Source organism: Afifella sp. H1R, from assembly GCF_021462425.1.
In the GTDB taxonomy this organism is placed as follows: domain Bacteria; phylum Pseudomonadota; class Alphaproteobacteria; order Rhizobiales; family Afifellaceae; genus Afifella; species Afifella aestuarii.
On sequence record NZ_JAKEDY010000003.1, the window covers coordinates 407,995 to 429,844 of the forward strand.

Annotated in this window: 19 protein-coding genes; 10 read left to right on the forward strand and 9 right to left on the reverse strand. The window is 63.7% G+C overall.

All coding sequences use genetic code 11. The features are described from left to right. The first annotated feature begins 275 nt into the window (after positions 1-275). Both L0F51_RS19005 and L0F51_RS19010 read left to right on the forward strand, forming a co-directional pair. Entirely contained in the window at positions 276-1,304 is a 1,029-nt protein-coding gene (locus L0F51_RS19005; protein ID WP_234630720.1) for a fumarylacetoacetate hydrolase family protein, read from the forward strand. Next, positions 1,301-1,654 carry a hypothetical protein gene (locus L0F51_RS19010; protein WP_234630721.1) on the forward strand — a complete coding sequence of 118 codons (354 nt, stop codon included), beginning with the start codon at positions 1,301-1,303 and terminating at the stop codon, positions 1,652-1,654. Before L0F51_RS19005 ends, L0F51_RS19010 begins: the two co-directional genes overlap by 4 nt. A gap of 51 nt (positions 1,655-1,705) precedes the next feature. Here the strand turns inward: L0F51_RS19010 and cimA are convergent, their stop codons facing one another. Genes cimA through cysS form a run of 4 tightly spaced genes read right to left on the reverse strand, consistent with a single transcriptional unit; the run spans position 1,706 to position 6,279 of the window. Beyond that, positions 1,706-3,316, reverse strand: a complete 1,611-nt coding sequence (gene cimA, locus L0F51_RS19015) for a citramalate synthase (protein WP_234630722.1) — start codon at positions 3,314-3,316, stop codon at positions 1,706-1,708. Continuing rightward, positions 3,313-3,801 carry a GFA family protein gene (locus L0F51_RS19020; RefSeq protein WP_234630723.1) on the reverse strand — a complete coding sequence of 163 codons (489 nt, stop codon included), beginning with the start codon at positions 3,799-3,801 and terminating at the stop codon, positions 3,313-3,315. Before L0F51_RS19020 ends, cimA begins: the two co-directional genes overlap by 4 nt. A 31-nt stretch (positions 3,802-3,832) precedes the next feature. Then, entirely contained in the window at positions 3,833-4,801 is a 969-nt protein-coding gene (pip, locus tag L0F51_RS19025) for a prolyl aminopeptidase (protein WP_234630724.1), read from the reverse strand. After that, entirely contained in the window at positions 4,798-6,279 is a 1,482-nt protein-coding gene (cysS, locus tag L0F51_RS19030) for a cysteine--tRNA ligase (RefSeq protein ID WP_234630725.1), read from the reverse strand. Before cysS ends, pip begins: the two co-directional genes overlap by 4 nt. A 246-nt stretch (positions 6,280-6,525) precedes the next feature. Between cysS and L0F51_RS19035 the strand changes: the two genes are divergently transcribed. Further along, positions 6,526-7,209: a ceramidase domain-containing protein gene (locus L0F51_RS19035; RefSeq protein WP_234630726.1), complete on the forward strand. Its 684-nt coding sequence runs from the start codon at positions 6,526-6,528 to the stop codon at positions 7,207-7,209. A gap of 71 nt (positions 7,210-7,280) precedes the next feature. Then, complete coding sequence (locus L0F51_RS19040) at positions 7,281-7,418, forward strand: hypothetical protein (protein WP_234630727.1); 138 nt, start codon at positions 7,281-7,283, stop codon at positions 7,416-7,418. Positions 7,419-7,487: 69 nt separating this feature from the next. Here L0F51_RS19040 and L0F51_RS19045 read toward each other — a convergent pair whose 3' ends face one another. Both L0F51_RS19045 and L0F51_RS19050 read right to left on the reverse strand, forming a co-directional pair. Continuing rightward, positions 7,488-8,000: a CreA family protein gene (locus L0F51_RS19045; protein WP_234630728.1), complete on the reverse strand. Its 513-nt coding sequence runs from the start codon at positions 7,998-8,000 to the stop codon at positions 7,488-7,490. Between the two features lie 137 nt (positions 8,001-8,137). Next, positions 8,138-8,749, reverse strand: a complete 612-nt coding sequence (locus tag L0F51_RS19050) for a TIGR00730 family Rossman fold protein (protein WP_234630729.1) — start codon at positions 8,747-8,749, stop codon at positions 8,138-8,140. 255 nt (positions 8,750-9,004) lie between these two features. On the opposite strand from L0F51_RS19050, the gene L0F51_RS19055 reads away from it, so the two are divergent. From L0F51_RS19055 to pssA, 4 genes are all read left to right on the forward strand, one after another. Next, complete coding sequence (locus L0F51_RS19055; protein ID WP_234630730.1) at positions 9,005-10,375, forward strand: LysM peptidoglycan-binding domain-containing protein; 1,371 nt, start codon at positions 9,005-9,007, stop codon at positions 10,373-10,375. 159 nt (positions 10,376-10,534) lie between these two features. After that, positions 10,535-12,448 carry an ABC transporter ATP-binding protein/permease gene (locus L0F51_RS19060; protein ID WP_234630731.1) on the forward strand — a complete coding sequence of 638 codons (1,914 nt, stop codon included), beginning with the start codon at positions 10,535-10,537 and terminating at the stop codon, positions 12,446-12,448. Positions 12,449-12,541: 93 nt separating this feature from the next. After that, positions 12,542-13,267 (forward strand): phosphatidylserine decarboxylase, encoded by a 726-nt coding sequence (locus tag L0F51_RS19065; RefSeq protein ID WP_234630732.1) that lies wholly within the window; start codon positions 12,542-12,544, stop codon positions 13,265-13,267. 80 nt (positions 13,268-13,347) lie between these two features. Continuing rightward, positions 13,348-14,136, forward strand: a complete 789-nt coding sequence (pssA, locus tag L0F51_RS19070) for a CDP-diacylglycerol--serine O-phosphatidyltransferase (RefSeq protein ID WP_234630733.1) — start codon at positions 13,348-13,350, stop codon at positions 14,134-14,136. 135 nt (positions 14,137-14,271) lie between these two features. Here the strand turns inward: pssA and L0F51_RS19075 are convergent, their stop codons facing one another. The 3 genes from L0F51_RS19075 to L0F51_RS19085 are packed head-to-tail and all read right to left on the reverse strand — an operon-like array spanning position 14,272 to position 19,494. Further along, positions 14,272-17,769, reverse strand: a complete 3,498-nt coding sequence (locus tag L0F51_RS19075) for an efflux RND transporter permease subunit (RefSeq protein WP_234630734.1) — start codon at positions 17,767-17,769, stop codon at positions 14,272-14,274. Continuing rightward, entirely contained in the window at positions 17,766-18,905 is a 1,140-nt protein-coding gene (locus L0F51_RS19080) for an efflux RND transporter periplasmic adaptor subunit (protein ID WP_234630735.1), read from the reverse strand. Before L0F51_RS19080 ends, L0F51_RS19075 begins: the two co-directional genes overlap by 4 nt. Positions 18,906-18,909: 4 nt before the next feature. Further along, complete coding sequence (locus tag L0F51_RS19085) at positions 18,910-19,494, reverse strand: PadR family transcriptional regulator (protein ID WP_234630736.1); 585 nt, start codon at positions 19,492-19,494, stop codon at positions 18,910-18,912. A 529-nt stretch (positions 19,495-20,023) separates the two neighbouring features. Between L0F51_RS19085 and L0F51_RS19090 the strand changes: the two genes are divergently transcribed. Both L0F51_RS19090 and L0F51_RS19095 read left to right on the forward strand, forming a co-directional pair. Then, positions 20,024-21,052: a TRAP transporter substrate-binding protein gene (locus L0F51_RS19090; protein ID WP_234630737.1), complete on the forward strand. Its 1,029-nt coding sequence runs from the start codon at positions 20,024-20,026 to the stop codon at positions 21,050-21,052. Positions 21,053-21,337: 285 nt separating this feature from the next. Continuing rightward, entirely contained in the window at positions 21,338-21,736 is a 399-nt protein-coding gene (locus tag L0F51_RS19095; protein WP_234630738.1) for a response regulator, read from the forward strand. The last annotated feature ends 114 nt before the right edge of the window (positions 21,737-21,850 follow it).

Sequence of the window (21,850 nt, forward strand, 5' to 3'; positions counted from 1 at the left end):
TCCGACCTACCTAGGTACTTTATAATTCTCAAAGATTGGCCAAACTTAGCAGACGTCACCTGAACTGCGCGTGAATGGCCTAGGTGAGATGCGGGAAAAGGCCTGTTCGCGCCGACTCCGGAAGGAAAAGACGGCGAGAACGGGTGGTCGGCATGCCGAGTGAGATCGCGGGGTGAGGACTACCATGTGGGCGAAACGGTTGCGGCGCGAGCATTGACCTTGCGCGGCGATGACCTCGGTATCCGACTTGGCGCAGAGACGGGGGATAGCGCGCGATGAGGCTCGCCACGCTCAACGACGGCAGCCGGGATGGAAGCCTTGTCGTGGTCTCCGCCGACAACCGCCGCTACACGCCGGCTGGTGGTATCGCCGGGACGATGCAGGAAGCTTTCGATCGCTGGCAGGAGGCGGAGCCGCAATTGCGGGCGCTCGCCGTCAGGCTCGATATCGGCCAGATCGAGGGCCGGCCTCTAGTGGCGGCGAACTGCCTTGCGCCGCTGCCGCGCGCCTATCAATGGGCCGAGGCCTCCGTCTATACGCGCCACCTCGAACTCATGCATGGGGGCCGCGGGGAGGACATGCCGGCAAGCTTCTGGGTCGATCCCTTGATCTCGGAGGGCGCGTCCAGCCGTTTTCTGGCGCCGCGCGAACCGATTATGCTGCCGGAAAAGGCGCTGGAACTCGACGGCGGCTTCGGCCTCGATTTTGAGGCGAGCCTTGCCGTCATCACGGACGATGTGCCGACGGGGGTGAGTGCCTCGGAAGCTCTCCGCCACATCAAGCTGATCGCGCTCGTCAATTGCATCACCCTACGCCATCTCGTGCCCAGCGAGATCGCCAAAGGCTTCGGTTTTTTCAAATCGAAGCCGGCGGCGAGCTTTGCGCCGATCGCCGTCACGCCCGATGAATTCGGCCGCCAATGGCAGGGGGGCAAGCTGGCCGGCAGGCTTCTCGTCACCATCAACACGCGCCGGTTTGGCGACCTCAATCCGGCCCTCGATATGGCGTTTGATTATGGGCAGATCATCGCCCACGCGGCCTGCACGCGGCGCCTTCCTGCTGGATCGCTGATCAGCGCGGGCGCGGTGTCGAACGGCGATCCGGCGCGGGGACCAGGACGGCCGATTTCCTGGGGCGGCAACGGCTATGCCTGCATCGCCGAGATGCGCATGATGGAAACCGTCGATTATGGCCATCCCGATACGCGGTTTCTGACGGACGGAGATGTGGTCCATATCGAGATGGTGGATCCGCGCGGCCAGTCGTGCTTCGGGGCAATCGAACAGGAGGTGAAGCGGATATGAGTGAAACGGGCGAGCGACCGCCGTTGTTTGCGAATGCCGCCCAGTTGTGGCGCGGCTTTCTGATCCTCAATCTTCTGATCGTACCGGCGCTTGCGATCCTCGCGGGTCTTTACGGCGATTTCGCTGGCCCGGGGCTGCAGCTCTTCTTCGCCTATCTCGTCACGCTCGTCGGCGTGATCGGCAATTTCACCATCTGGCTGTCGGCGCGCCGGATGAAGCTCACCCAGCACTGGCTGATCTTGGTCTGGATCCTGTTGTGCCTAGCGACGGCGATCGTCATGGGCGCGGCCTCGCCCATCACCATGATGCTGCATCTGGTGCTGCCGGGTCCGGCTCCTGCAACGCCTTGATCGCAGACGAAAGGCCGTGGCGCGGCGGCATGGCCGCCGCGCCGGCGCTTGTTATTCTGCAGCCGCCTGCATTTCCGGCGTGGTCTTCACGAGTTTGAAGACGACGGCGTCGAGAAGCGCTTCGAAAGACGCGTCGATGATGTTGGGCGAGACGCCGACGGTGAACCAGCGATTGCCTTCCCCGTCTCGGCTTTCGATGAGAACCCGGGTCACGGCCTCCGTGCCGCCGTTGAGGATACGCACCTTGAAGTCGACGAGTTCGAGATCCTCGATGGCCGAGGAAAGATCGCCGAGATCCTTGCGAAGCGCCCGGTCGAGCGCGTTGACGGGGCCGTTGCCTTCCTCCACCGACATGCGCCGCTCGCCGTTGACCTTCACCTTGACGACGGCTTCCGACACGGTGACGAGATCGCCCACGGCGTTGTAGCGGCGCTCCACATCAACGCGAAAACCTTCCACTTCGAAGAAGGCCGGCACATGGCCGAGACGCCGGCGGGCGAGAAGCTCCAGCGAGGCATCGGCTGCCTCATAGGCGTAGCCCGCCGCCTCGCGCGCCTTGATGTCGGCGAGGAGACCGTCGAGGCGCGGATCTTTGCGGTCGACCTCGAGGCCGAACCGGGCGAGTTCGGCAAGAAGGTTCGAGCGACCGGCCTGGTCCGAAACCAGCACGCGGCGCCGATTGCCGATCTCTTCCGGCTTCACATGCTCGTAGGTCTCCGGCTCCTTGACGATCGCCGAGGCATGGATGCCCGCTTTGGTCGCGAAGGCCGACGCGCCGACATAGGGCGCCTGCCGGTCGGGCGTGCGGTTTAGGATCTCGTCGAAGGCGCGCGACACGTCGGTCAGCGTTGCGAGCGCCTCGCGCGTCACCCCGATCTGGAACCGCTCGTGATAGGCGGGCTTCAGCATCAGGGTCGGGATCAAGGTGGTGAGGCTCGCATTGCCGCAGCGCTCGCCGACGCCATTCAGCGTGCCCTGGATCTGGCGCACGCCCGCATCGACGGCCGCCAGCGAATTCGCCACCGCATTGCCGGTGTCGTTGTGCGCATGGATGCCGAGTTTATCGCCAGGCACCACCGAGGTCACGTCCCGGACGATCTCCGAGATTTCGTCAGGCAGCGTGCCGCCATTGGTGTCGCACAGCACGATCCAGCGCGCGCCGGCATCGAGCGCCGTCTTGGCGCAGGCGAGGGCGTAGTCGCGGTTCGCCTTAAAGCCGTCGAAGAAATGCTCGCAATCGAGCATTGCCTCGCGTCCGGAGGCTTTCGCCGCGGCGATGCTCTCGCGGATGCCTTGGAGGTTTTCCTCATTGGTGGCGCCGAGCGCGACGCGCACGTGATAGTCCCAGCTCTTCGCGACGAAGCAGATGGCAGCGGAATCCGCCTGCAAGAGAGCCTGCATGCCGGGATCGTTGTCGACCGAACGGCCGGCGCGCTTGGTCATGCCGAAGGCGGTGAAGACCGCACGATGCGTCCGCCGACGCTGGAAGAACTCCGTATCGGCCGGATTGGCGCCGGGATACCCACCCTCGACATAGTCGATGCCGAGCCGGTCGAGCATGGCCGCGACGGCCGCCTTCTCCTCCAGCGAAAAATCAATGCCCGGCGTCTGCTGGCCGTCCCTGAGGGTCGTGTCGAAAAGGTAGAGCCGTTCTTTGGTCATTGGTGCGCGCCTCCTTCCGGGGGCCAGCTGGTCGTGTCGTGATCGGGGTGTTGATAGGAAACGATGTCCGCGAGAAAGGCCGGAGCTTCGGGATCGTTTTCGGTGCGATGGCCGGGGAGGCCGGTAAGGTGATCGACGAAAGGAAGCTTCCCCTCGACGCCGAACTGCACTTTGGGCGGAATTTTCGCCGGCTCGTCGAAGGCGCCGATGGCGAGCGCGATGCCATCCGGGGCCTCGTAGGTGAGGGGCGTCCCGCAATCCTTGCAGAAGCCGCGCCGCACATGATTGGAGCTCTGAAAATAGGCCGGCGTCCCGCGCGTCCATTCAAGCGTGCCGGGCTTCACGGACACGAGCGGCGCATAGAAGGCGCCGAAGGCCTTCTGGCACATGCGGCAATGGCAGATTGAGCCGGCCCCGAGCGGTCCGGTCACGCGAAAACGCACCTTGCCGCACTGGCAGCCGCCGCTCATCGTTTCTCCGGGCATCTCTCTGCCTCCCTTATGGCGAAGTTGCTCATCACCTGAGCTTTCCTGCAAAGCGATCGTTCGCTTCGACGAGATGGTGAAGGATGCCAGGCTCCGAAAAAGCGTGGCCGGCTCCTTCGACGATCTTCAAATCCGCTTCCGGCCAGGCGCGATGCAGCTCCCAGGCGGTCTGCACGGGGCAGGCCATGTCGTAGCGGCCCTGCACGATGACGCCCGGAATATCCTTGAGCTTGTGCGCATCCCGGATCAGCTGGCCTTCCTCGAACCAGCCGAGATGGCTGAAATAATGGTTCTCGATGCGTGAAAAGGCGAGCGCGTAATCGGCCTGGTCGTGGCGCGAAATGCCGGCTTCGTCCGGCAGGAGCGTGATCGTGGAGCCTTCCCAAACACTCCAGGCCCGCGCCGCTTCGACCCGCACGGCACGATCTTCATGCGTCAGCCGGCGACGATAGGCGGCGACGAAGTCGTCGCGCTCGTCTTCCGGAATGGGCGCAACGAATTTCTCCCAGCGATCGGGAAAGATCAGCGACGCGCCCTTCTGGTAGTACCAGTCGATCTCGCTTTTGCGCATGGTGAAGATGCCGCGCAGCACGAGTTCGGTGACGCGTTCGGGATGCGTCTCCGCATAGGCGAGCGCGAGCGTCGACCCCCAGGAGCCGCCGAAGACAAGCCACTCTTCCACGCCCATCACGGCGCGCAAGCGCTCGATATCCTCCACGAGATGCCAGGTCGTGTTGGCTTCAAGCTCGGCATGGGGACGCGAGCGGCCGCAGCCGCGCTGATCGAAGAGGAGAACGCGGTAACGCTCCGGATCGAAGAGGCGGCGATGCGCCGGCGAGCAGCCTCCGCCTGGCCCGCCATGCAAGAACACGGCCGGCTTGCCCTCGGGATTGCCGGAGATCTCCCAGTAGACGGAATGCCCGTCGCCGACATCGAGCGTGCCCGACGCGTAAGGCGTGATCGGCGGATAGAGTGTTCTGAGCCCGCGCGGATCGTTCATCGCTTGATCTCCCAGCTGGTCACGAGTTCGCCGCTTGCGGGATCGCGCTGATCCTTGAGCTGGATGCCTTTGGCAGCGAGTTCGTCGCGGATTTCGTCGGCTTTCGCCCAGTTCTTGGCGGCTCTCGCGGCCGCGCGTGCGGCGATCCGCTCTTCGATCTCGTCTTCGCCGAGCGCCATCGCCTTCGGCCGCCAGCTCTTCCATTCGGTTTCGCTGAGCTGACCGAGCCCGAGAAGATTGAGCGCTGCCTTGAAGCGCGCCTTCTCCTCGCCCTCGTGATCATCGGCGACACCCTCGCCGATGCGGTGGAGGAGGGCGATCGCCTCCGGCGTGTTGAGGTCGTCTTTGAGAGCGGCGCCGACGGAGCCCTCGCCATCGAGAAGCGCATTGGCGCCGCCGGCATAGGCCTCGATGTCGCCGAGATACCCGTACCAGCGGTCGAGCGTGCGCTTTGCCGCGGAGAGCTTGTCGTGGGTGAAGTCGAGCGGCGCGCGGTAATGCGTCGTCAGCATCGCGAGCCGGATCGCCTCGCCCGGCCATTCGCTGACGGCGTCGCGGATGGTGATGAAATTGCCGAGCGATTTCGACATCTTCTCGCCTTCCACCTGCAGATAGCCGTTGTGCATCCAGTAGCGCGCCATCGCCGAGCTGCCATGGGCGCAGCGCGATTGCGCGATCTCGTTCTCATGATGCGGGAAGATGAGGTCGAGCCCGCCGCCATGGATGTCGAAGGTCGTGCCGAGATAGCGTGCCGACATGGCCGAGCACTCGATGTGCCAGCCGGGGCGCCCGGGCCGCTCGACACCGCCGGGGGAGGGCCAGGCGGGCTCGCCTTCGTCCGACGGCTTCCACAGAACGAAATCCATCGGGTCGCGCTTATAGGCTTCCACCTCGACGCGGGCACCGGCCCGCATTTCGTCGAGGCGCCGGTTCGACAAGGCGCCATAATCCGGCATCGAGGAAACGTCGAAGAGGACATGGTCCTCGGCCACATAAGCGTGGCCTTTGGCGATGAGCTCGTCGATCATCGTCTTCATTTCTTCGATGTTTTCCGTCGCCCGCGGCTCGTGCGTCGGCGGCAGGGCGCCAAGGGCCGCCGCGTCTTCGTGATACTGGCGCTCGGTGAGTTCCGTCACCTTGCGGATCGCCTCGTTCAAGGGAAGCTCGCCATATTCGGCCGCAGCGCGCGCGATGATCTTGTCGTCGACATCGGTGATGTTGCGCACATAGGTGACGTGGTCGGCGCCATAGAGATGGCGCAGAAGCCGGAATAAGACGTCGAAGACGAGAAGCGGCCGTGCATTGCCGATATGGGCGAAGTCGTAGACCGTCGGTCCGCAGACATAGAGGCGCACATTGTCGGGATCGAGAGGATAGAAATCCTCTTTCCTGCGCGTCAGCGTATTGTGCAGCTTGAGGCCGCGGAAGGCGCTGTCTTGGTTGAGCGTGTCGCCGTCAGCCATGTCGTGTTCAGCCATGAGTATCCCGTCCGGCTGGCCGGGCGTTACTCGTGGCGGAATTTTCAGACGAGAACGGCCTGACCAGCGATTGTCGCTAGTCGATAATAATCCCGCAGATGCAGATGGCGCTGAAGAGCGCGCGGTCGCCGTTCATGGCTGCGCTTATCGCGGAGGCGTGCGTTTTGGTCAAGAGTGGAGGTGTGGAAGGCTTAAGGTGATGCCAAACCCGTTTCGCGTCCGGTGCGGACCGACTAGCTTCGCGCCATGAACTGGACCGAGCCGATCGATATCTATTGCGAGCGCACCGACCCGAGTTTTTGGGCTGAGCCGCTCAATGCGATCTCCAACATCGCGTTTTTGATCGCGGCCCTCTGGGCCTTCCGTCGCTGGCAGCGCGCGGGCGGTGAGGATGGCCCGGCCCTCTCGCTGATTGTGCTCGTCGCGACCATCGGCATTGGCTCTTTTCTCTTCCACACCTTCGCCAATCGCTGGTCGGTGATGGCCGATGTCGTCCCGATCTCGGTCTTCATCTATGTCTATTTCGGTCTCGCTCTTCGCCGCTTTTTCGGGCTTTCCTGGCCTTGGACGATCGTGGCGCTCCTTGCCTTTGTCGCTTTCTCTTTCGTGGTCGAGCCGCTTCTGCGGCCCTTGTTCGGTGGCTCGGCCGGCTATGCGCCGGCGCTTCTCGCCATGCTCGGCGTCGGCCTCCTTCTATGGCGTGCGGGACACCCGGCGGCGCGCCTGATCCTCGCCGCGGCCGGCATCTTCGCCCTGTCGCTGTGCCTGCGCATGACCGATCAACCGATCTGCGCGACACTGCCGATCGGCACGCACTATTTCTGGCACGTCTTCAACGCAGTGACGCTCGCCATCCTGGTGGCGGCGGCGATCCGCGCGGGACCGCGACAAGAGCAGGTGCGGTCAGAAACGCTTCATCGATCTGAATAGTGGCTGAACGGCCGGATCAGGCCGGGTTCAAAGCCGTCCTGATACCTCTGGCTTCAACGCTGGAGGCAACGATGACGCGCATTCTTTTCTCACTCGCCTGTGTCGGCCTGATCTCGGCATCCGTCGTGACGGCACAGAGCATGCCTTCGAAGCCCGACCGCTTCGGCGGTGCCGTCGGCATCGTTCTGATCAGCTCGCTGCAGCGCTGAGCGCGCAATCGAGAAGCTCGGCGCAGTGCCGGGTTTCATAAGATATTGGGGAGCTGGTTTGAGGGAGCCTCAATCTTCCAGCCAGTCGCCGCATTTCGGTGCCGGGGAATTGCCCCAGGGCATGATCGGCACGGTGGAGGTGGAGTTCTTCGGGGAACCTTCGACGATCTTGTCGGAATAGACGAGATAGACGAGCACATTGCGCTTGGCGTCGCAGCCGCGGACGATGCGCATCTTTTTGAAGATCAGCGAGCGGCGCTGGCGAAACACTTCATCGCCCTGCTCGAATTTCTCCTTGAAGGTGATCGGTCCGACCTGTCGGCAGGCGAGCGACACGTCGGAGAGTTCTTCCACGACATTGAAGAGGCCGCCGATGCCGCCCTTTTCCGGCACGGTGTAATGGCAGGCCACACCCTCCACGACGGGGTCGTCGATGCCGTAGGTCGCAAGCGTATGATCGGGCGTCAAAAGCTTGAAGACGGTCGACTTCCTGAAAATGAGGTCCGGCTCTTCGGCGTTGGCGGCACGGAAGGTCGGGGCCGTCAGAGTGAGAGCGAAAAGGAAGACGAAAAGGGCGCGCATCAAAACCTCCGAAAAGTGGCGGCGATTACATAGGAGCGGCACTTCGTATTTACGAGGCGGTTTTCCCTGCGCCATCTCCCGTTCGGAGCGACGAAGGGACACGCTCGGAGCCCGAGGCGCATAAGCCCTTGGCGCGGTCACATCCGGCGCACGGTCTCCGCATGGGCGGCCTGCCGGTCGCCGTTTTCCGCTTCGCCGGCAAGCGCCGTGCGCAGGCTTGGCAGAATGTCCTCGACGCTTTCTGCCTCCAGGAAGCGGATGTCGGAGGTTTCCCGAATAAAGCCTTCGTCGCGCATATGGTCTAGAAGGTTGATGAGGGGCTGCCAGAAGCCGCCGAGATTGGCCACGAGGACGGGCTTGTGATGCTGGCCAAGTTGCGCCCAGGTCATCATCTCGACGACCTCTTCGAGGGTCCCGATCCCGCCCGGCAGGGCGACGAAGGCGTCGGCGCGCTCGAACATAGTGCGCTTGCGCTCGTGCATGTCCGTCGTGAGGATGAGTTCGGTGACGTCGGCAAAAAGCTGTTCCCGTTCCTCCAAGAACTGCGGAATGATGCCCGTGACGGCGCCTCCGCAATCGAGGACCGAGCGGGCGAGCGTGCCCATCAGCCCGACCGAGCCGCCCCCGTAGACGAGGCGGATGTTCTCTTCCGCCAGGATGCGCCCGAAGGCACGAGCGGCTTCCGCATGGGAAGGTTCGCGGCCGGGGGCCGAGCCGCAGTAAACGCAGACATTTTCGAGTTTGCTCATATGTCCCGCTTTGCACCGGCGGAGGAAACCGTCAAGCGCATCGCACCGTGGCTTGCGTTTCTCGCAAGACCGTTAGCTTGCAATTGGCGTCAGAGATGTCCGTGATCACGCTTCAAACACGCGCGTGATCGTCTTCGTCCCGGACAAGAAGCCGGCAACGTCTTGTTGACCATAGCTTTCCTCCGTAAGGATAAGCTTCGCCGAAGTGCGCCGCGGGGGGCGGCTGTGCTTTTGTGCGAAGCCGGGAACGCCGCCATGCCGTCACCGCATATCGTCCTTGCTGCCGTGCTCGCCGGCCTCATCGCGCTCGGCGCTGGCGCCTTGTTCGTGCATCAATCGCTTGAAGGCGCGCTCCCAGGCGAGGCGGGGCGGGCGACAGACGTGGCCCGGCAGGACACCAGCGAAGGCGCAGGGCTCCAAAATCATCCGGGTGACAAGGCGGACAAGGAAAGCGCCGTCGCATCGACCGGCGAAGGGGAGGCCACGTCTCCCTCAGCGGCTTCGCCGCTCGGTTTGACCGGAACCCTCTCGGGCAAAGCATCCGAGACGCAAGACGGCATTGGCTTCGATGTGGTGCGTGTCGAGCCGACGGGTGAGGCGGTGATCGCCGGCCGTGCGCATCCGAATGCACGTGTCGAAGTTCTTTCCAACGGCAAGGTCGTCGCCTCCGCGAAAGCCAATGCCGCAGGCTCCTTCGTTGCCGTTCCGGAAAGGCCGCTTGCACCCGGCAGCCACGATCTCAGCCTCCGCGTGACACAGGAAGAGGGCGGATCCACCGAAGAGGCGGAAGAGCGCGTTGCGATCGTGGTGCCCGAAACGCCGGAGGGCGATGTTCTGGTCGTCGCCGAGGCGCCCGGCCGGGCAAGCGAGGTTCTGGTGGCGCCCCGCCCGACGGCCGGTGGCGAAGCACCAGATAGAGACGAGCAAATCGCGTCCGCCTCTTTGGACGATACCGACAATCCTGTTGCGCGCGGCTCTTCCGAGACCGGAGATGCGGGTGCCCCAAAAGAGCATGGGCGCGACGAGCAGGGCGCACCCGCCGAGGCGAGACCTATCGCGCAAGAGGGCGGCGAGGCTGCCGCCACCGGACAGCAGGAGCTTGCGGTCGAGGCGGTCGAAACCGATTCCGGTACGATGTACGTAGCCGGCGCCGGCGAGCCCGGCACCACGGTGCGTGTCTATGTCGACAATGCGCCGCTCGCTGAGACGCAGGTCAATGAAGGCGGCCGCTGGGTGGTGCAGTCGCCGAAAGAACTGACTGAAGGCGAGGTCGCCGTGCGCGCCGATCAGCTGGCCCCGTCCGGCGCCGATGTGACGGCGCGCTCCGAAGTGGCGTTCACGCGGACCCTCGAAGATGGGGCTTTGGTTCCGGCGGCCGGAACCGCGAGCGGCGGGTCGGTTGCCGTGGACGGCGAGCTTGCCGCGCCGCGCTCCATCATCATCCGCCGCGGCGACAATCTATGGACGCTGTCGCGCCGCAATTACGGGCAGGGCATTCGCTACACGACGATCTATGCGGCGAACAAGGACCAGATCCGCAATCCCGATCTCATCTATCCAGGTCAGGTTTTCACTCTCCCGACGCGCGATAAGAGCTGGGACAGAGCGGCAGACGGCGCCGGCTAGTCTCTGGGAAGGACGAGGTCGGCGCACTGCGCGCGCGTAGCTGAGCAATCGCTGCCAAAGACGCGCCCCTGGTTGGACCTCTGCATGATCCGGCCTATATGAGCCGTCCTCAGAACGAACGCCGCCCGCCAATCGGCAGCGGCCCAACCCGATCACAAGATGTCCGACGCCAATACGCCTGCCGGCCAGCCGCGCATTTCGGCTGCGCGCGGCCATACCTTTCACACCCTGCGCAATCTCTGGCCCTATATGTGGCCGGCCGACCGCCCCGATCTGAAGAAGCGGGTGCTGTGGGCCGTGCTGGCGCTGCTCGCGGCCAAGGTCATCACCGTCCTCGTGCCCTATGCCTTCAAATGGGTGACGGATGCGCTGGCCGGCGAAGGCGGTGGGCCCGCCTATCTGCCGGCCTTTCTGGTGGCGCCAGTGATGCTCGTCGTCGCCTACAATTTCGGTCGTATCCTGACGGTCGCCTTCAACCAGATGCGCGATGCCTTGTTTGCGCGTGTCGGCCAGCATGCCGTCCGTCAGCTCGCCTGGAAGACCTTCCGGCATCTGCATCAGCTCTCGCTGCGCTTCCATCTGGCGCGTCGCACCGGCGGCCTGTCACGGGTGATCGAGCGCGGCACCAAGGGCATCGAGACGATCGTGCGCTTCACGATCCTGAATTCTGTGCCGACGGTGATCGAGTTCGCGCTGACGGCCGCGGTGATCTGGTACAATTTCTCCTGGGTCTATGTGGTGATCATCGCCGTGACGCTGTGGGCCTATGTGGTCTTCACGGTGCGGGCGAGCGACTGGCGCATCTCCATTCGCCGCGAGATGAACGATTCCGACACCGACGCCAATTCCAAGGCGATCGATTCGCTTCTCAACTTCGAGACCGTCAAATATTTCGGCAACGAAGCCATGGAGACGGAGCGTTTCGACGGCGCCATGAGCCGTTACGAAATGGCCGCGACCAAGACCTGGACGTCGCTCGCCTGGCTCAATTTCGGTCAAACGGTGATCTTTTCGATCGGCATGGCGGTTTCCATGATCCTGTCGGCGCGCGCCGTCATGGCGGGCACGCAGACGGTCGGCGACTTCGTCATGATCAACGCGCTGTTGATGCAGCTTTCCGTGCCGCTCAACTTCATCGGTTTCGTCTACCGTGAGATCAAGCAGGGTCTCGTCGACATCGAAGCGATGTTCCAGCTGCTCGACGTCGATCCGGAGATCCGTGACAAGAAGGACGCGCCGGCTCTTGGTGTGGAGGAGGGCGCGATCGCCTTCGAACACGTGTCTTTCGCCTACGACCCGGAACGCCCGATCCTGAAGAATGTCAGCTTCGAAGTCCCGGCGGGCGGCACGCTCGCGATCGTCGGGCCATCGGGCGCCGGCAAATCGACGATCTCGCGGCTTCTCTTTCGTTTCTACGATGTCACCGGCGGCCGCATCACGATCGACGGGCAGGATCTGCGCGACGTCGAGCAGGACAGCGTGCGCGCCGCGATCGGCATGGTTCCGCAGGACACGGTCCTCTTCAACGACACGATCGGCTACAACATCCGCTACGGGCGTTACGACGCCACCCGCGACGAGGTGAAGGACGCTGCGCGCATGGCGCAGATTGCCGGCTTCATCGAGAGCCTGCCCGAAGGATACGACACGCCGGTCGGCGAGCGCGGGCTGAAGCTTTCGGGCGGTGAAAAACAGCGTGTGGCGATTGCCCGCACCATCCTGAAAGGACCGCCGATCCTCATTCTGGACGAGGCGACCTCGGCACTCGACACGGCAACCGAGCAGGATATCCAGACGGCGCTCGACCGCGTTTCGCAGAACCGCACGACTTTGGTCATCGCGCACCGCCTGTCGACCGTCGTCTCGGCCGATCAGATTTTGGTGCTGCAGGCGGGCGAAGTGGTGGAGCGCGGCACCCATATCGAGCTCATGGAGCGCGGCGGCGTCTATGCCGATATGTGGGCGCGCCAGCGCGAGGCCGACGAGGCGGCGGAGCGCCTGCGCGAGAGCGGTGTCTCGGAAGAGGACTATCTTCCCAGCCTGCGTACCGATCCAGAGGCCGAGAGCCTGTGAGGTGTGGACAATCGGCCACCGCTACACACGACCGCATGGACAGCTTGCAATGCGGGCTTAACCATCCGGCCCGAATGACGTAAGGGGGTGGCCATGGAAATTTGGCGGACTATCAAGAAGTCGATCCCGGCCGTGAATTCGGCGGGCTATCCGTTTATTGGCAGCGCGCTTGTCATCGCGATCGTTGCCGGCCTGATCTCGAGCTTCCTGTTCTGGGCCTTTCTCGGCCTGACGATCTGGCTGGTGATCTTCTTCCGCGATCCCGAGCGCGTGCCGCCCGACGGGGAGGGCCTCGTCCTGTCCCCCGCCGATGGCCGTATCGAGCCGGTGACGCAGGCCGTCCCGCCGGCCGAGCTCGAAATGGGCACGGTTCCGATGACGCGGGTATCGGTGTTCCTGTCGATCTTCGATTGCCATGTGAACCGCACGCCGGTTTCCGGCAAGATCACGCGCATCGCCTACAAGCCCGGAAAATTCGTCAACGCCGACCTCAACAAGTCGAGCGAAGAGAACGAGCGCAACTCGCTTCTCGTCGATGCCGGTGGCCAGGATGTCGGTGTGGTGCAGATCGCGGGCCTTATCGCCCGGCGCATCGTCTGCTGGACGAACGAAGGCGTGGTGCTCAAGGCGGGTGACCGCATTGGCATGATCCGCTTCGGCTCGCGCCTCGATGTGTACCTGCCGGCCGGTGCAGAAGTCGTCTGCAAGCCGGGTCAGCGGGCCATCGCCGGTGAAACGGTGATTGCGCGCCTCGGCACAGCGATTGCCCGCGCCCCGGTCGAACCGGGTGTCGGCACAACGACGCCGCCGGCGGTATGAGGTTATTCCTGCCGGTCGACCCCGCCCGTCGTAGAAGGCGAAGGCGCCGGTTGAGGGCGCGCCCGGTCCCGTTCCGGGTCATGTTGCCCAGCATTGTCACGCTCCTCGCGCTTTGCGCGGGGTTGACGGCGATCAGGATGGGCGTCGAAGGCCGGTTTGAGCTGGCCATCGGCGCCATCATCCTGGCCGCCATTCTCGATGGGGTGGACGGCCGCGTGGCGCGGCTTTTGCGCTCGCAATCGGATTTCGGCTCGCAGCTCGATTCGCTCGCCGATTTCGTCAATTTCGGCGTCGCCCCGGCCATCATTCTCTATTCCTGGCGTATGGACGAGCTCGGCTCGCTCGGTTGGATCGCCGCACTCATCTTCGCCATTTGCGGGGCGCTGCGTCTGGCGCGCTTCAACGCGGCGCTCGTTGGAGAGCAGCCGCCCGCCTGGCATTCCGAGTTTTTTGTGGGCGTTCCGGCGCCAGCCGGTGCCGTCACGGTGCTCCTGCCTCTCACCTTGTGGAAGATTGGGCTGCCGGTTCCGGACGGCGCAGCCATTCTGGTGGCCATCTACACGGTGGCGATCGGGCTTTTGATGGTGAGCCGCCTCCCGACGCTGTCCGGCAAAAAGATCGGCACGGCGATCCCGCGTGAATCCGTCCTCCCGGTTCTCGTCGTCAGCGTCTTCGTGATCGCCCTCCTGGTGAGCTACACGTGGTCCGTTCTGGCGATCGGCGCGATCCTCTATCTCGCGCATCTGCCCTTCGCCTGGAAGCGCTTCGAGCAGCGCCGCCGCGCCTTCAGCGGCCATCACGGCGAGAACGGGTCTGTCGGGGGTGCTGAACGGCCGGCAGCGGGCGAGGGACAAAGCCCGAAAGACTAAAGAAGTCGCCCGTGAGATCGACGGCGAGCGATCTCCTGCGAGGCGGTCTGTTCCAGCCCGCCTCTTCAGCGTTTTTGCGGACCGTCGCCCGGGTCCCTCGCAAAATCCTTGCCGTCTCTATCCGTTGTTCATCTCTCATTCTGCCGCATCGGGGAGAGAATAGCTGCCCGTGTCTCCGGGCTTGCGCTTGCGCCTTGGCCGCGCCGGGGCGAGGGGAAGCTCTTCCTGCGCCGCGGGTGATCCCGTCGCCTCCGCCTCATTCCTTTTGAACAAGCGGGCGAGATTGATCGGCAGCGCAAGCAGCACCGGCACCAGGATCAAGGTGAGCACGGTGGAGAAGGCGAGGCCGGAGATGACGGCCGTCGACAATTGCACCCACCACACCGAGGTGATCGAGCCGACCGCGACGATGCGGTTGAAGAAGTCGAAATTCACCTGCGTCGCCATCGGTATGAGGCCGGCGATCGTGGTGATCGTGGTGAGCAGGATCGGCCTCAGGCGCTGCGCTGCCGTCTTCAGGATGGCTTCCTGCGGCTCGACCCCTTCTGAGCGCATGCGGTTGTAGGTGTCGATCAGGACGATGGCGTTGTTCACCACGATGCCGGCAAGCGCCATGATGCCCGTTCCCGTCATGATGACGGAGAGCTTCTGCCCGGTGATGACCATGCCGATAAGGGCACCCGCTGCCGCGAGGATGATGGTCAGGAGCGTGATGCCCGTCTGCCAGAACGAGTTGAACTGGGTGATGAGGATGAGCGCCATCAGAAACAGCGAAGCGGCAAACGCCTTGCCGAGAAAGGCCTCGGCCTCCGCCTGATCCTCGTCGGCGCCGCGGAAGCGGAAATGCACCCCGTCCGGCCAGGATTGCTTGTCGAGCCAGGCCTGGATCTCTCCGACCTTGCCGTCGACCGTGGCGCCGTCCGTCTTGTCGACCGCGGCCTTCACGCTCATGGCGTAAAGCCCGTCCTTGCGGGTGATGGAGGAGACTTTCGGCTTTGCTTCCCGGGTGACGAAATTGGCGATCGGCACCTGGCCGTTCGTCGTTCTGAGGCGCAGCTGGTCGAGGCGGTCGAGTGAGCGCTGATCCTCCGGCAGGCGCACGCGGATATCGAGCTCGTCGTCGGCGTCGTCGGGACGGTACTTGCCGATGAGAACGCCGTTGGTGACGAGCTGGATCATCGATCCGACGGAGGCGATGCCGGCGTTGAAACGGCCGGCCTCTTCACGGTCGATCGTCAATTCCCACTCGATGCCGGGAAGCGGCGTGTCGTCCTCCACGTCGAGGAGACCCGGAAACTGGTCGAATTCAGCGCGCACGTGCCTCGTTGTGGCGAGCACCTGGTCGTAATTCGGAGCGGTGATTTGGAGATTGATGTCCTTGCCGGTCGGCGGGCCGCCTTCAATGCGCCGCGGTTCGACCTTGATGCCCGGGATCGACGCGGTGCGCCGGCGCAGCTCTGCCTCCATTTCCTGCCAGGGGCGGCGCTCTGAGAAATCGAGAAGTTCAAGATTGAGCTCCCCGATGAGGTCCTCCGGCTTGTCGCTCACTCCGTCGAGGCTCTCGCCGCCGCCGCCACCGTTCGGATAGGCGTTGGTGACGACGCTTTCCACGCCCGGCAGATCGAGCACGACGGCCTCGACCTGCGAGACGAGCGCGAGCGCCTCGTTGGCGGAAAGATTGCCGCGCCCGGAGACGAGAACGGTCGTGACGTCCGGCTCCTCGTCGACAAAGAACTCCACGCCCTGGTTGTGGCGCGCAAAGCCGACGAAGATCGAAACGATCAGCCCGGCCATGACGAGGATGACGGCGACATTGCCGACGAGCGAGCCCGTGAGCCCGTGCAGGAAGCGCACATAGGCGCCCGTGAAACCCGGGACTTTCTCCGGATCGAGATCGGCTTCGGCGGAAAGGTGAGCCGCGGTGCTGGGATGAGAGTGCGCGCGGCGAAAGCGCACGATGCGGCGGGCAAGGCCGCGCGAAGCCCAGAAGACGAAACCACCGAGGACGAGCGCGAACAGAAGACCGAGCGCCGTCACGGCCATCTGTGGCATGCCGGACAGAGCGGCTGCGAGCGGCTGCGATATGAGGAGAAGGGTGATGACGGCGGCGGCAAGGCCCGCAGTGGCGGCGAGCAGGCCCGCGGCGCGTGGCGCCATCCAATCGGCGACGCCTGCCACGAAGCCGCCGGTCGCCGGCATGAAAATCATCGCCGTCACCAGCGAGGCGGACAGCACGATGATCACCATGATCGGCAGATAGCTCATGAATTCGCCGGAGACGCCGGGCCACAGAAGCATCGGCAGGAAGGCTGCGAGCGTCGTCGCGGTCGACGAGACGATCGGCCAGAACATGAGCTTGGCGGCCCGGATATAGGCCTCCTGCTTGTCCATGCCCTCTTCGATCTTCCGGTCGGCGTATTCGACGATGATGATCGCCCCGTCGACGAGCATGCCGACGGTGAGGACGAGGCCGAACATCACCATCATGTTCACCGTCATGCCGACGAGGCCGACGATCAGAAAGCCGATCATGAAGGAGGTCGGGATGGCGAGGCCGACGAGGAGAGCGGAGCGGAGGCCGAGGGTCGCCAGCACCACGATCATGACGAGAAGGATCGCCGTCATGATGGACGATTGCAGCGAGCCCAGCACCTCGTAGATGAAGCTCGACTGGTCGAGCAGGTAGTGGATCTGGACGCTCTTGGGCCAGTCTTTGGTCGCCGCGGCGACGACCTCTCGGACGCTGTCGTTGTTCTCGATGACGTTGGTGCCGAGACGTTTGACGACGTTGATGGCGATAGCCGGCTCGCCGTCGACGCGGGTGAAATTGGTGGCGTCCTTGAAGGTGCGCTTGATCGTGGCGACGTCGCCCAGCGTGACGACGCCTTCGTCCTTCTGCTTGATCGGCAGCGAATAGACGTCGGCCGCCGATTCGATCAGTCCCGGCACTTTGACGGAGAAGCGGCCACGGCCCGTATCGAGGAAGCCCGCCGGGATCAGCTGGTTGTTGGCGCTGAGCGCGTTGAGAAGCTCTTCCTGCGTGATGTCGTAGGATTGCAGCTTCGCCATGTCGATGACGACCTCGAGCACTTCCTCGCGGTTGCCGTTGATGTCGGCGCGCAGAACCGTCGAGATGCTCTCGATCTCGTCTTGCAGCTTTTCGGCGAGTTTGACGAGCGTTCGCTCCGGCACGTTGCCGGAGATCGCCACGGTGATCGTGGGAACGAGCGCGAAATTGGTCTCGACGATGAGAGGCTCTTCGGCCTCGGAGGGCAGATCCGCCTGCGCCTGATCGACCTTGGCGCGAATATCGGCGAGCGCCCTGTCCTTGTCGAAATCGACGTTGAATTCGAGAACGACGGCGGCATGGCCTTCGGAGGCGATGGCCGTCAGCTCTTTGAGGCCGTCGAGGCCGCGCAATTGCTTTTCGAGCGGGCGCACCAGAAGCCGTTCGGCATCCTCCGGCGAGACGCCCTGCTGCACGACGGACACATAGAAGACCGGGATGTCGATGTCGGGATTGGCATCCTTCGGCACCGCCTGATAGGCGGCGATGCCGGCAAGAAGCGACACGAGCATCAAGGTGATGACGGTGCGCGGCCGCCTCAGGATGCCCTCGAGAAGAGAGATCATCGAAGGGCCCCTGCGGCACTCGCCGTGTCGGATGTGGAGGGTTTCATGGCCGCACTCTTCGGCCCCATCGCCTCCACCTTCTGCCCGCCGACGACGTATTCCTGGCCGACCGTGATGATGTCGACCTCGTCGGGAAGGCCGCTCACCCAGACGCCTTCATCCGCCGGCGCGATGATTTCCACCGGCAGAAAATGCACGACACTGTCGGCGTCGACGGTGCGGACGCCGACTTCGCCGGCATCGTTCAAGGTGAGATAAGACGGCGACAGGAGCTGTGCCCGGCCTTCGCCGAGCGGAATCGAGGCACGCGCCGTCAGCCCGTCACGGACCGAACGATCGGCATTGGCCATCGTCATCTCGATGCGGAAGGTGCGCGTCTCCTCGTCGGCTGACGGTGCAATGTAGCTGACCTTGCCTTCGCGGGTTTCTCCGGAAATGAGCGTGATGTCGGCCCTCTGCCCGACCTTCACATGGCCGATCTCCTGCTCGGCGACCTGGCCGATGACCTTCATCGGGTCGGCATCTATGATGGTGGCGCAGGTGCCGCCGAGGGCCACGACATCGCCGACATTGGCGATCGGGTCCTGGATGACACCGCCGATCGGGGCGCGCACTTCCGTGCGTTGCAGCTCCAGTTCGGCCTCTTCGACGCGCGCCTGGGCGGCATCGACGGAGGCCTTGAGGGCCGGAATCTGGTTTTTCGCCGTATAGCCTTTGCCGGCCAGAGCCTCCTGCGCTTCGAGATCGACCTTCGCCTGTTCCAGTTGCGCGCGCGCCTGGGCGAGCTGGGCGCGTCTGGCCCCTCGCTCGATGACGCAGAGAAGGTCGCCCGGCTTGACGCTCTTGCCCTTCTCGATGGGGCGCTCTTCGACGATGCCGCCGGTCTGGGCTTTCACCTCGACGAGGTGGTCGGCGGATGTGCGCCCGCGAATTTCGAGGCGCGACGTGCGCTCCTGGGCGACGTGCCGTTCCACCTGGACTTTGACGAGTTCGGAAGCACCGGCCTTTTCCCTCTCGGCGATGCTGTCGGGCGGATCTTTGGGTTCACCGCCGACGATGATCGTGCCGCTCAGCATGTAGACCGAGATGCCGACGGCGAGCGCGGTGGCGAGGACGTAGGAGAAGCGGATGCGCATTTATCTACTCCGCCGCGATGCGCGCGGCATGCCGCGAGGTGCTGGGCTGCGAGGGATCGGACGCCGTGCCGAGATCGGAACAGTTTTCAAGCTGATCGCGATGGGCATGCAGATAGGCGAGGGCGTGTTCCATGCAGTCTAGGCCGTAATCGATCGCCCATTGCGGGCCGCCGCTGTGATTGCCTTGCGCGATCTGCCGCAATTTCGCGATGTCGGCTTCGATCTGCTCGATGCGATTGTCGATTGCGCGGCGCATGACAGGCTTTGGGAGAATGTCGGCGTGCATGACGACGAGGAGAAACTCCGAACGAAAGACGTCGGGCGCAGGAAGGTCGAAGAGGCTGTCGACGAAGTGGGCCCGCCCTGCATCCGTAATGGCATAGACCTTTCGTGACGGTTTCCCTGGCTCATCCTCTTTGCGGCAGGTGACGAAGCCTTCGCGCTCCAGCCGGTCGAGAGCGGGGTAGATCGAGCCGAAGCTCGCATCGACGAAATAGGCGTATTCGCCCTCGGTGGAGAGCTTCTTGATTTCGTAGCCTGTGGCTTCCCCGGCGAAGAGAATTGCCAGGCACAAAGTTCTGACGTTCACGCGCGACCTATTCTCGTTCGATACATGCTCGGGCGCGATATAATCGAACGGACGGCTGATACAAGCGCGATTTCGGGGCGGCCGAGATTGGCAAACCGGCGGCGCGGGTCGGGCGACACTCCACCGGGCGTTGCCTTCTGCGCAAAGAGCTTCGGATGTCTGAGCGATGGTGTGGGGAGGCTGGATTGTCCGAAATCTGCTTTCCGGCTGCAGCCAGACATCGGCCAAAAAAATGCCGCCAGGGGGGATCTGGCGGCAAGGGGCTCGGAACAGATCGACGGGAGGAGGGATCGAATAGATCGACGCTACCAACCAAAGATCGATTCCCTTATGCCAAAAAACGGCCAGAATTTCAACAAGGAGTTGTGGCGCGCTTTATCCCGCCCCAATTGGCGGACCTCGTTTTAATTCAGTTTTTCGGCGTTACCCTGTTTTCAGCGGCCAAATCCGGTTGCCATTCAGGGCGCGATGCGATCCTTTCGGCCCCGTCCGGCGTCGCTGGAAGGAAAGAAGAAAACGGGAGGACGACATGCTTCGCGCTGTGTGTTTGGGGCTTGCTGTGGCGCTGGGGTTTTCGGCATCCGCCGCGGCGCAGGAGGTCACCCTCAAGATCCATCAGTTCTTGCCGGCGCAGGCCTCGATCCCGGCCGATTTCATCAAGCCGTGGGCGGACAAGGTGACGAAGGAGTCGGATGGCAGGATCGCCTTTGAGCTTTATCCGTCGATGCAGCTCGGCGGCAAACCTCCCGCCTTGATCGACCAGGCGCGCGACGGTGTCGTCGACATCATCTGGACGCTCTCGGGCTACACGCCCGGCCGCTTTCCGAAGACGGAGGCCTTCGAGCTTCCCTTCCTTCCGGTCGACGGTGAGACGACGTCCCGCGCCTTCTACGATTTCTACGAGAAGCACCTTCAGGACGAGTACAAGGACTTCAAGGTCATCACCGTGCACGTGCACAGCCCGGGCCTCCTGCATCTCAAGGGGAAGGGCGTGCACAAGCTGGAGGACATGCAGGGGCTGAAGCTGCGTGGGTCGACACGCATGGTCACCAAGCTTTTGGAAACGCTGGGTTCCGTTCCGGTCGGCATGCCGGTTCCGGTGGTGCCGGAGGCACTTTCTCGTGGCGTTTTGGACGGCGCGGCGCTCCCCTGGGAGGTCACGGGACCCCTCAAAATCGCCGAGCTCGTCGACAGCCATACGACCTTTGCGGGCGACCACGCACTCTATACCGCGACCTGCGTCTTCCTTATGAACAAGGCGGCCTATGAGGCCCTGCCGGACGATTTGAAGAAGGTGATCGACGACAATTCCGGACGCGAGGTGGCCGCCTGGGCCGGGCGCGTCATGGACGCTGCCGACGCTCCGGGCCGCAAGGCGGCGGAAGCGGCCGGCAACGAAATCGTCGTCCTCGACGAGGCCGAGACCGAGCGGTGGAAGACCAAGGCGAAGGACGTGGAGACGTCGTGGATCGCGGACATGACGCAGAGAGGTTTCGACGGCAAGGCGCTCGTGGAAGATGCGAAGTCGCTCGTCGAAAAATACGCCAGCAAACAATGACAGCCGGTCTCTAGGCCGTTCTAGAGCGAGGTCCGGCCATCGAATTTTGGCGAGTTTTATCGAGTTTTGCCGCAGCGAAGTGAGCTCTGCCTTTGCGTTTTCCGACCTCTGGCAGGACTTCACTTTGGTGTGATTATAAATTCGCGGCCGGTGAAAGCGGCGTTTGCTGCATTTCCCCGGGATCGCGAAAATATTGTCGCGGGCGGCGTTGTTCGAGTACCATGCCTCTCAAGCACCGGTTGTCTCATCGGAGGATGGCCGGATAATCGATAAGGGAGGCCCAGGATGCTGGGCGTGCAGGCAGGCGCGCGGAAACTGCGCGTTCTCGTGCTCGACGATGAGGCGATGATCGCCGGTACGATGAAGCTCTTGTTGGAAGATGCGGGCCACGAAGTCGTCGGTCCCGCCGCCTCGCTCGACGACGCCATGCGCCTCGCCGACACCGAGACGATCGATGTCGCCATCCTCGACGCGAATGTGGAGCACAGGCTGAGCACCTCGGTCGCCGCGCGGCTGAGCGCCCGCCGCATCCCCTATTGCATCTGCTCCGGTGACGAATTGGACGACGTGCGCAGCGATTTCGGCGAGGTCGATCATCTGTCCAAGCCGTTTGGCGAGAACGATCTTCTGACGATCGTCGAGCATCTGACGTCGACGACACGCCGGTCCGCCATTCCCGCCTGAGCGGACGGACGCCGCAGCATCGTCTCTGTCGGCGGCAACCGGATGCACCCGAGCCCCGCTAGGCGGCGCGTTCGTTCCTCGAGCCTTTAGGACGTGATTGGATCGGGAAAGGGA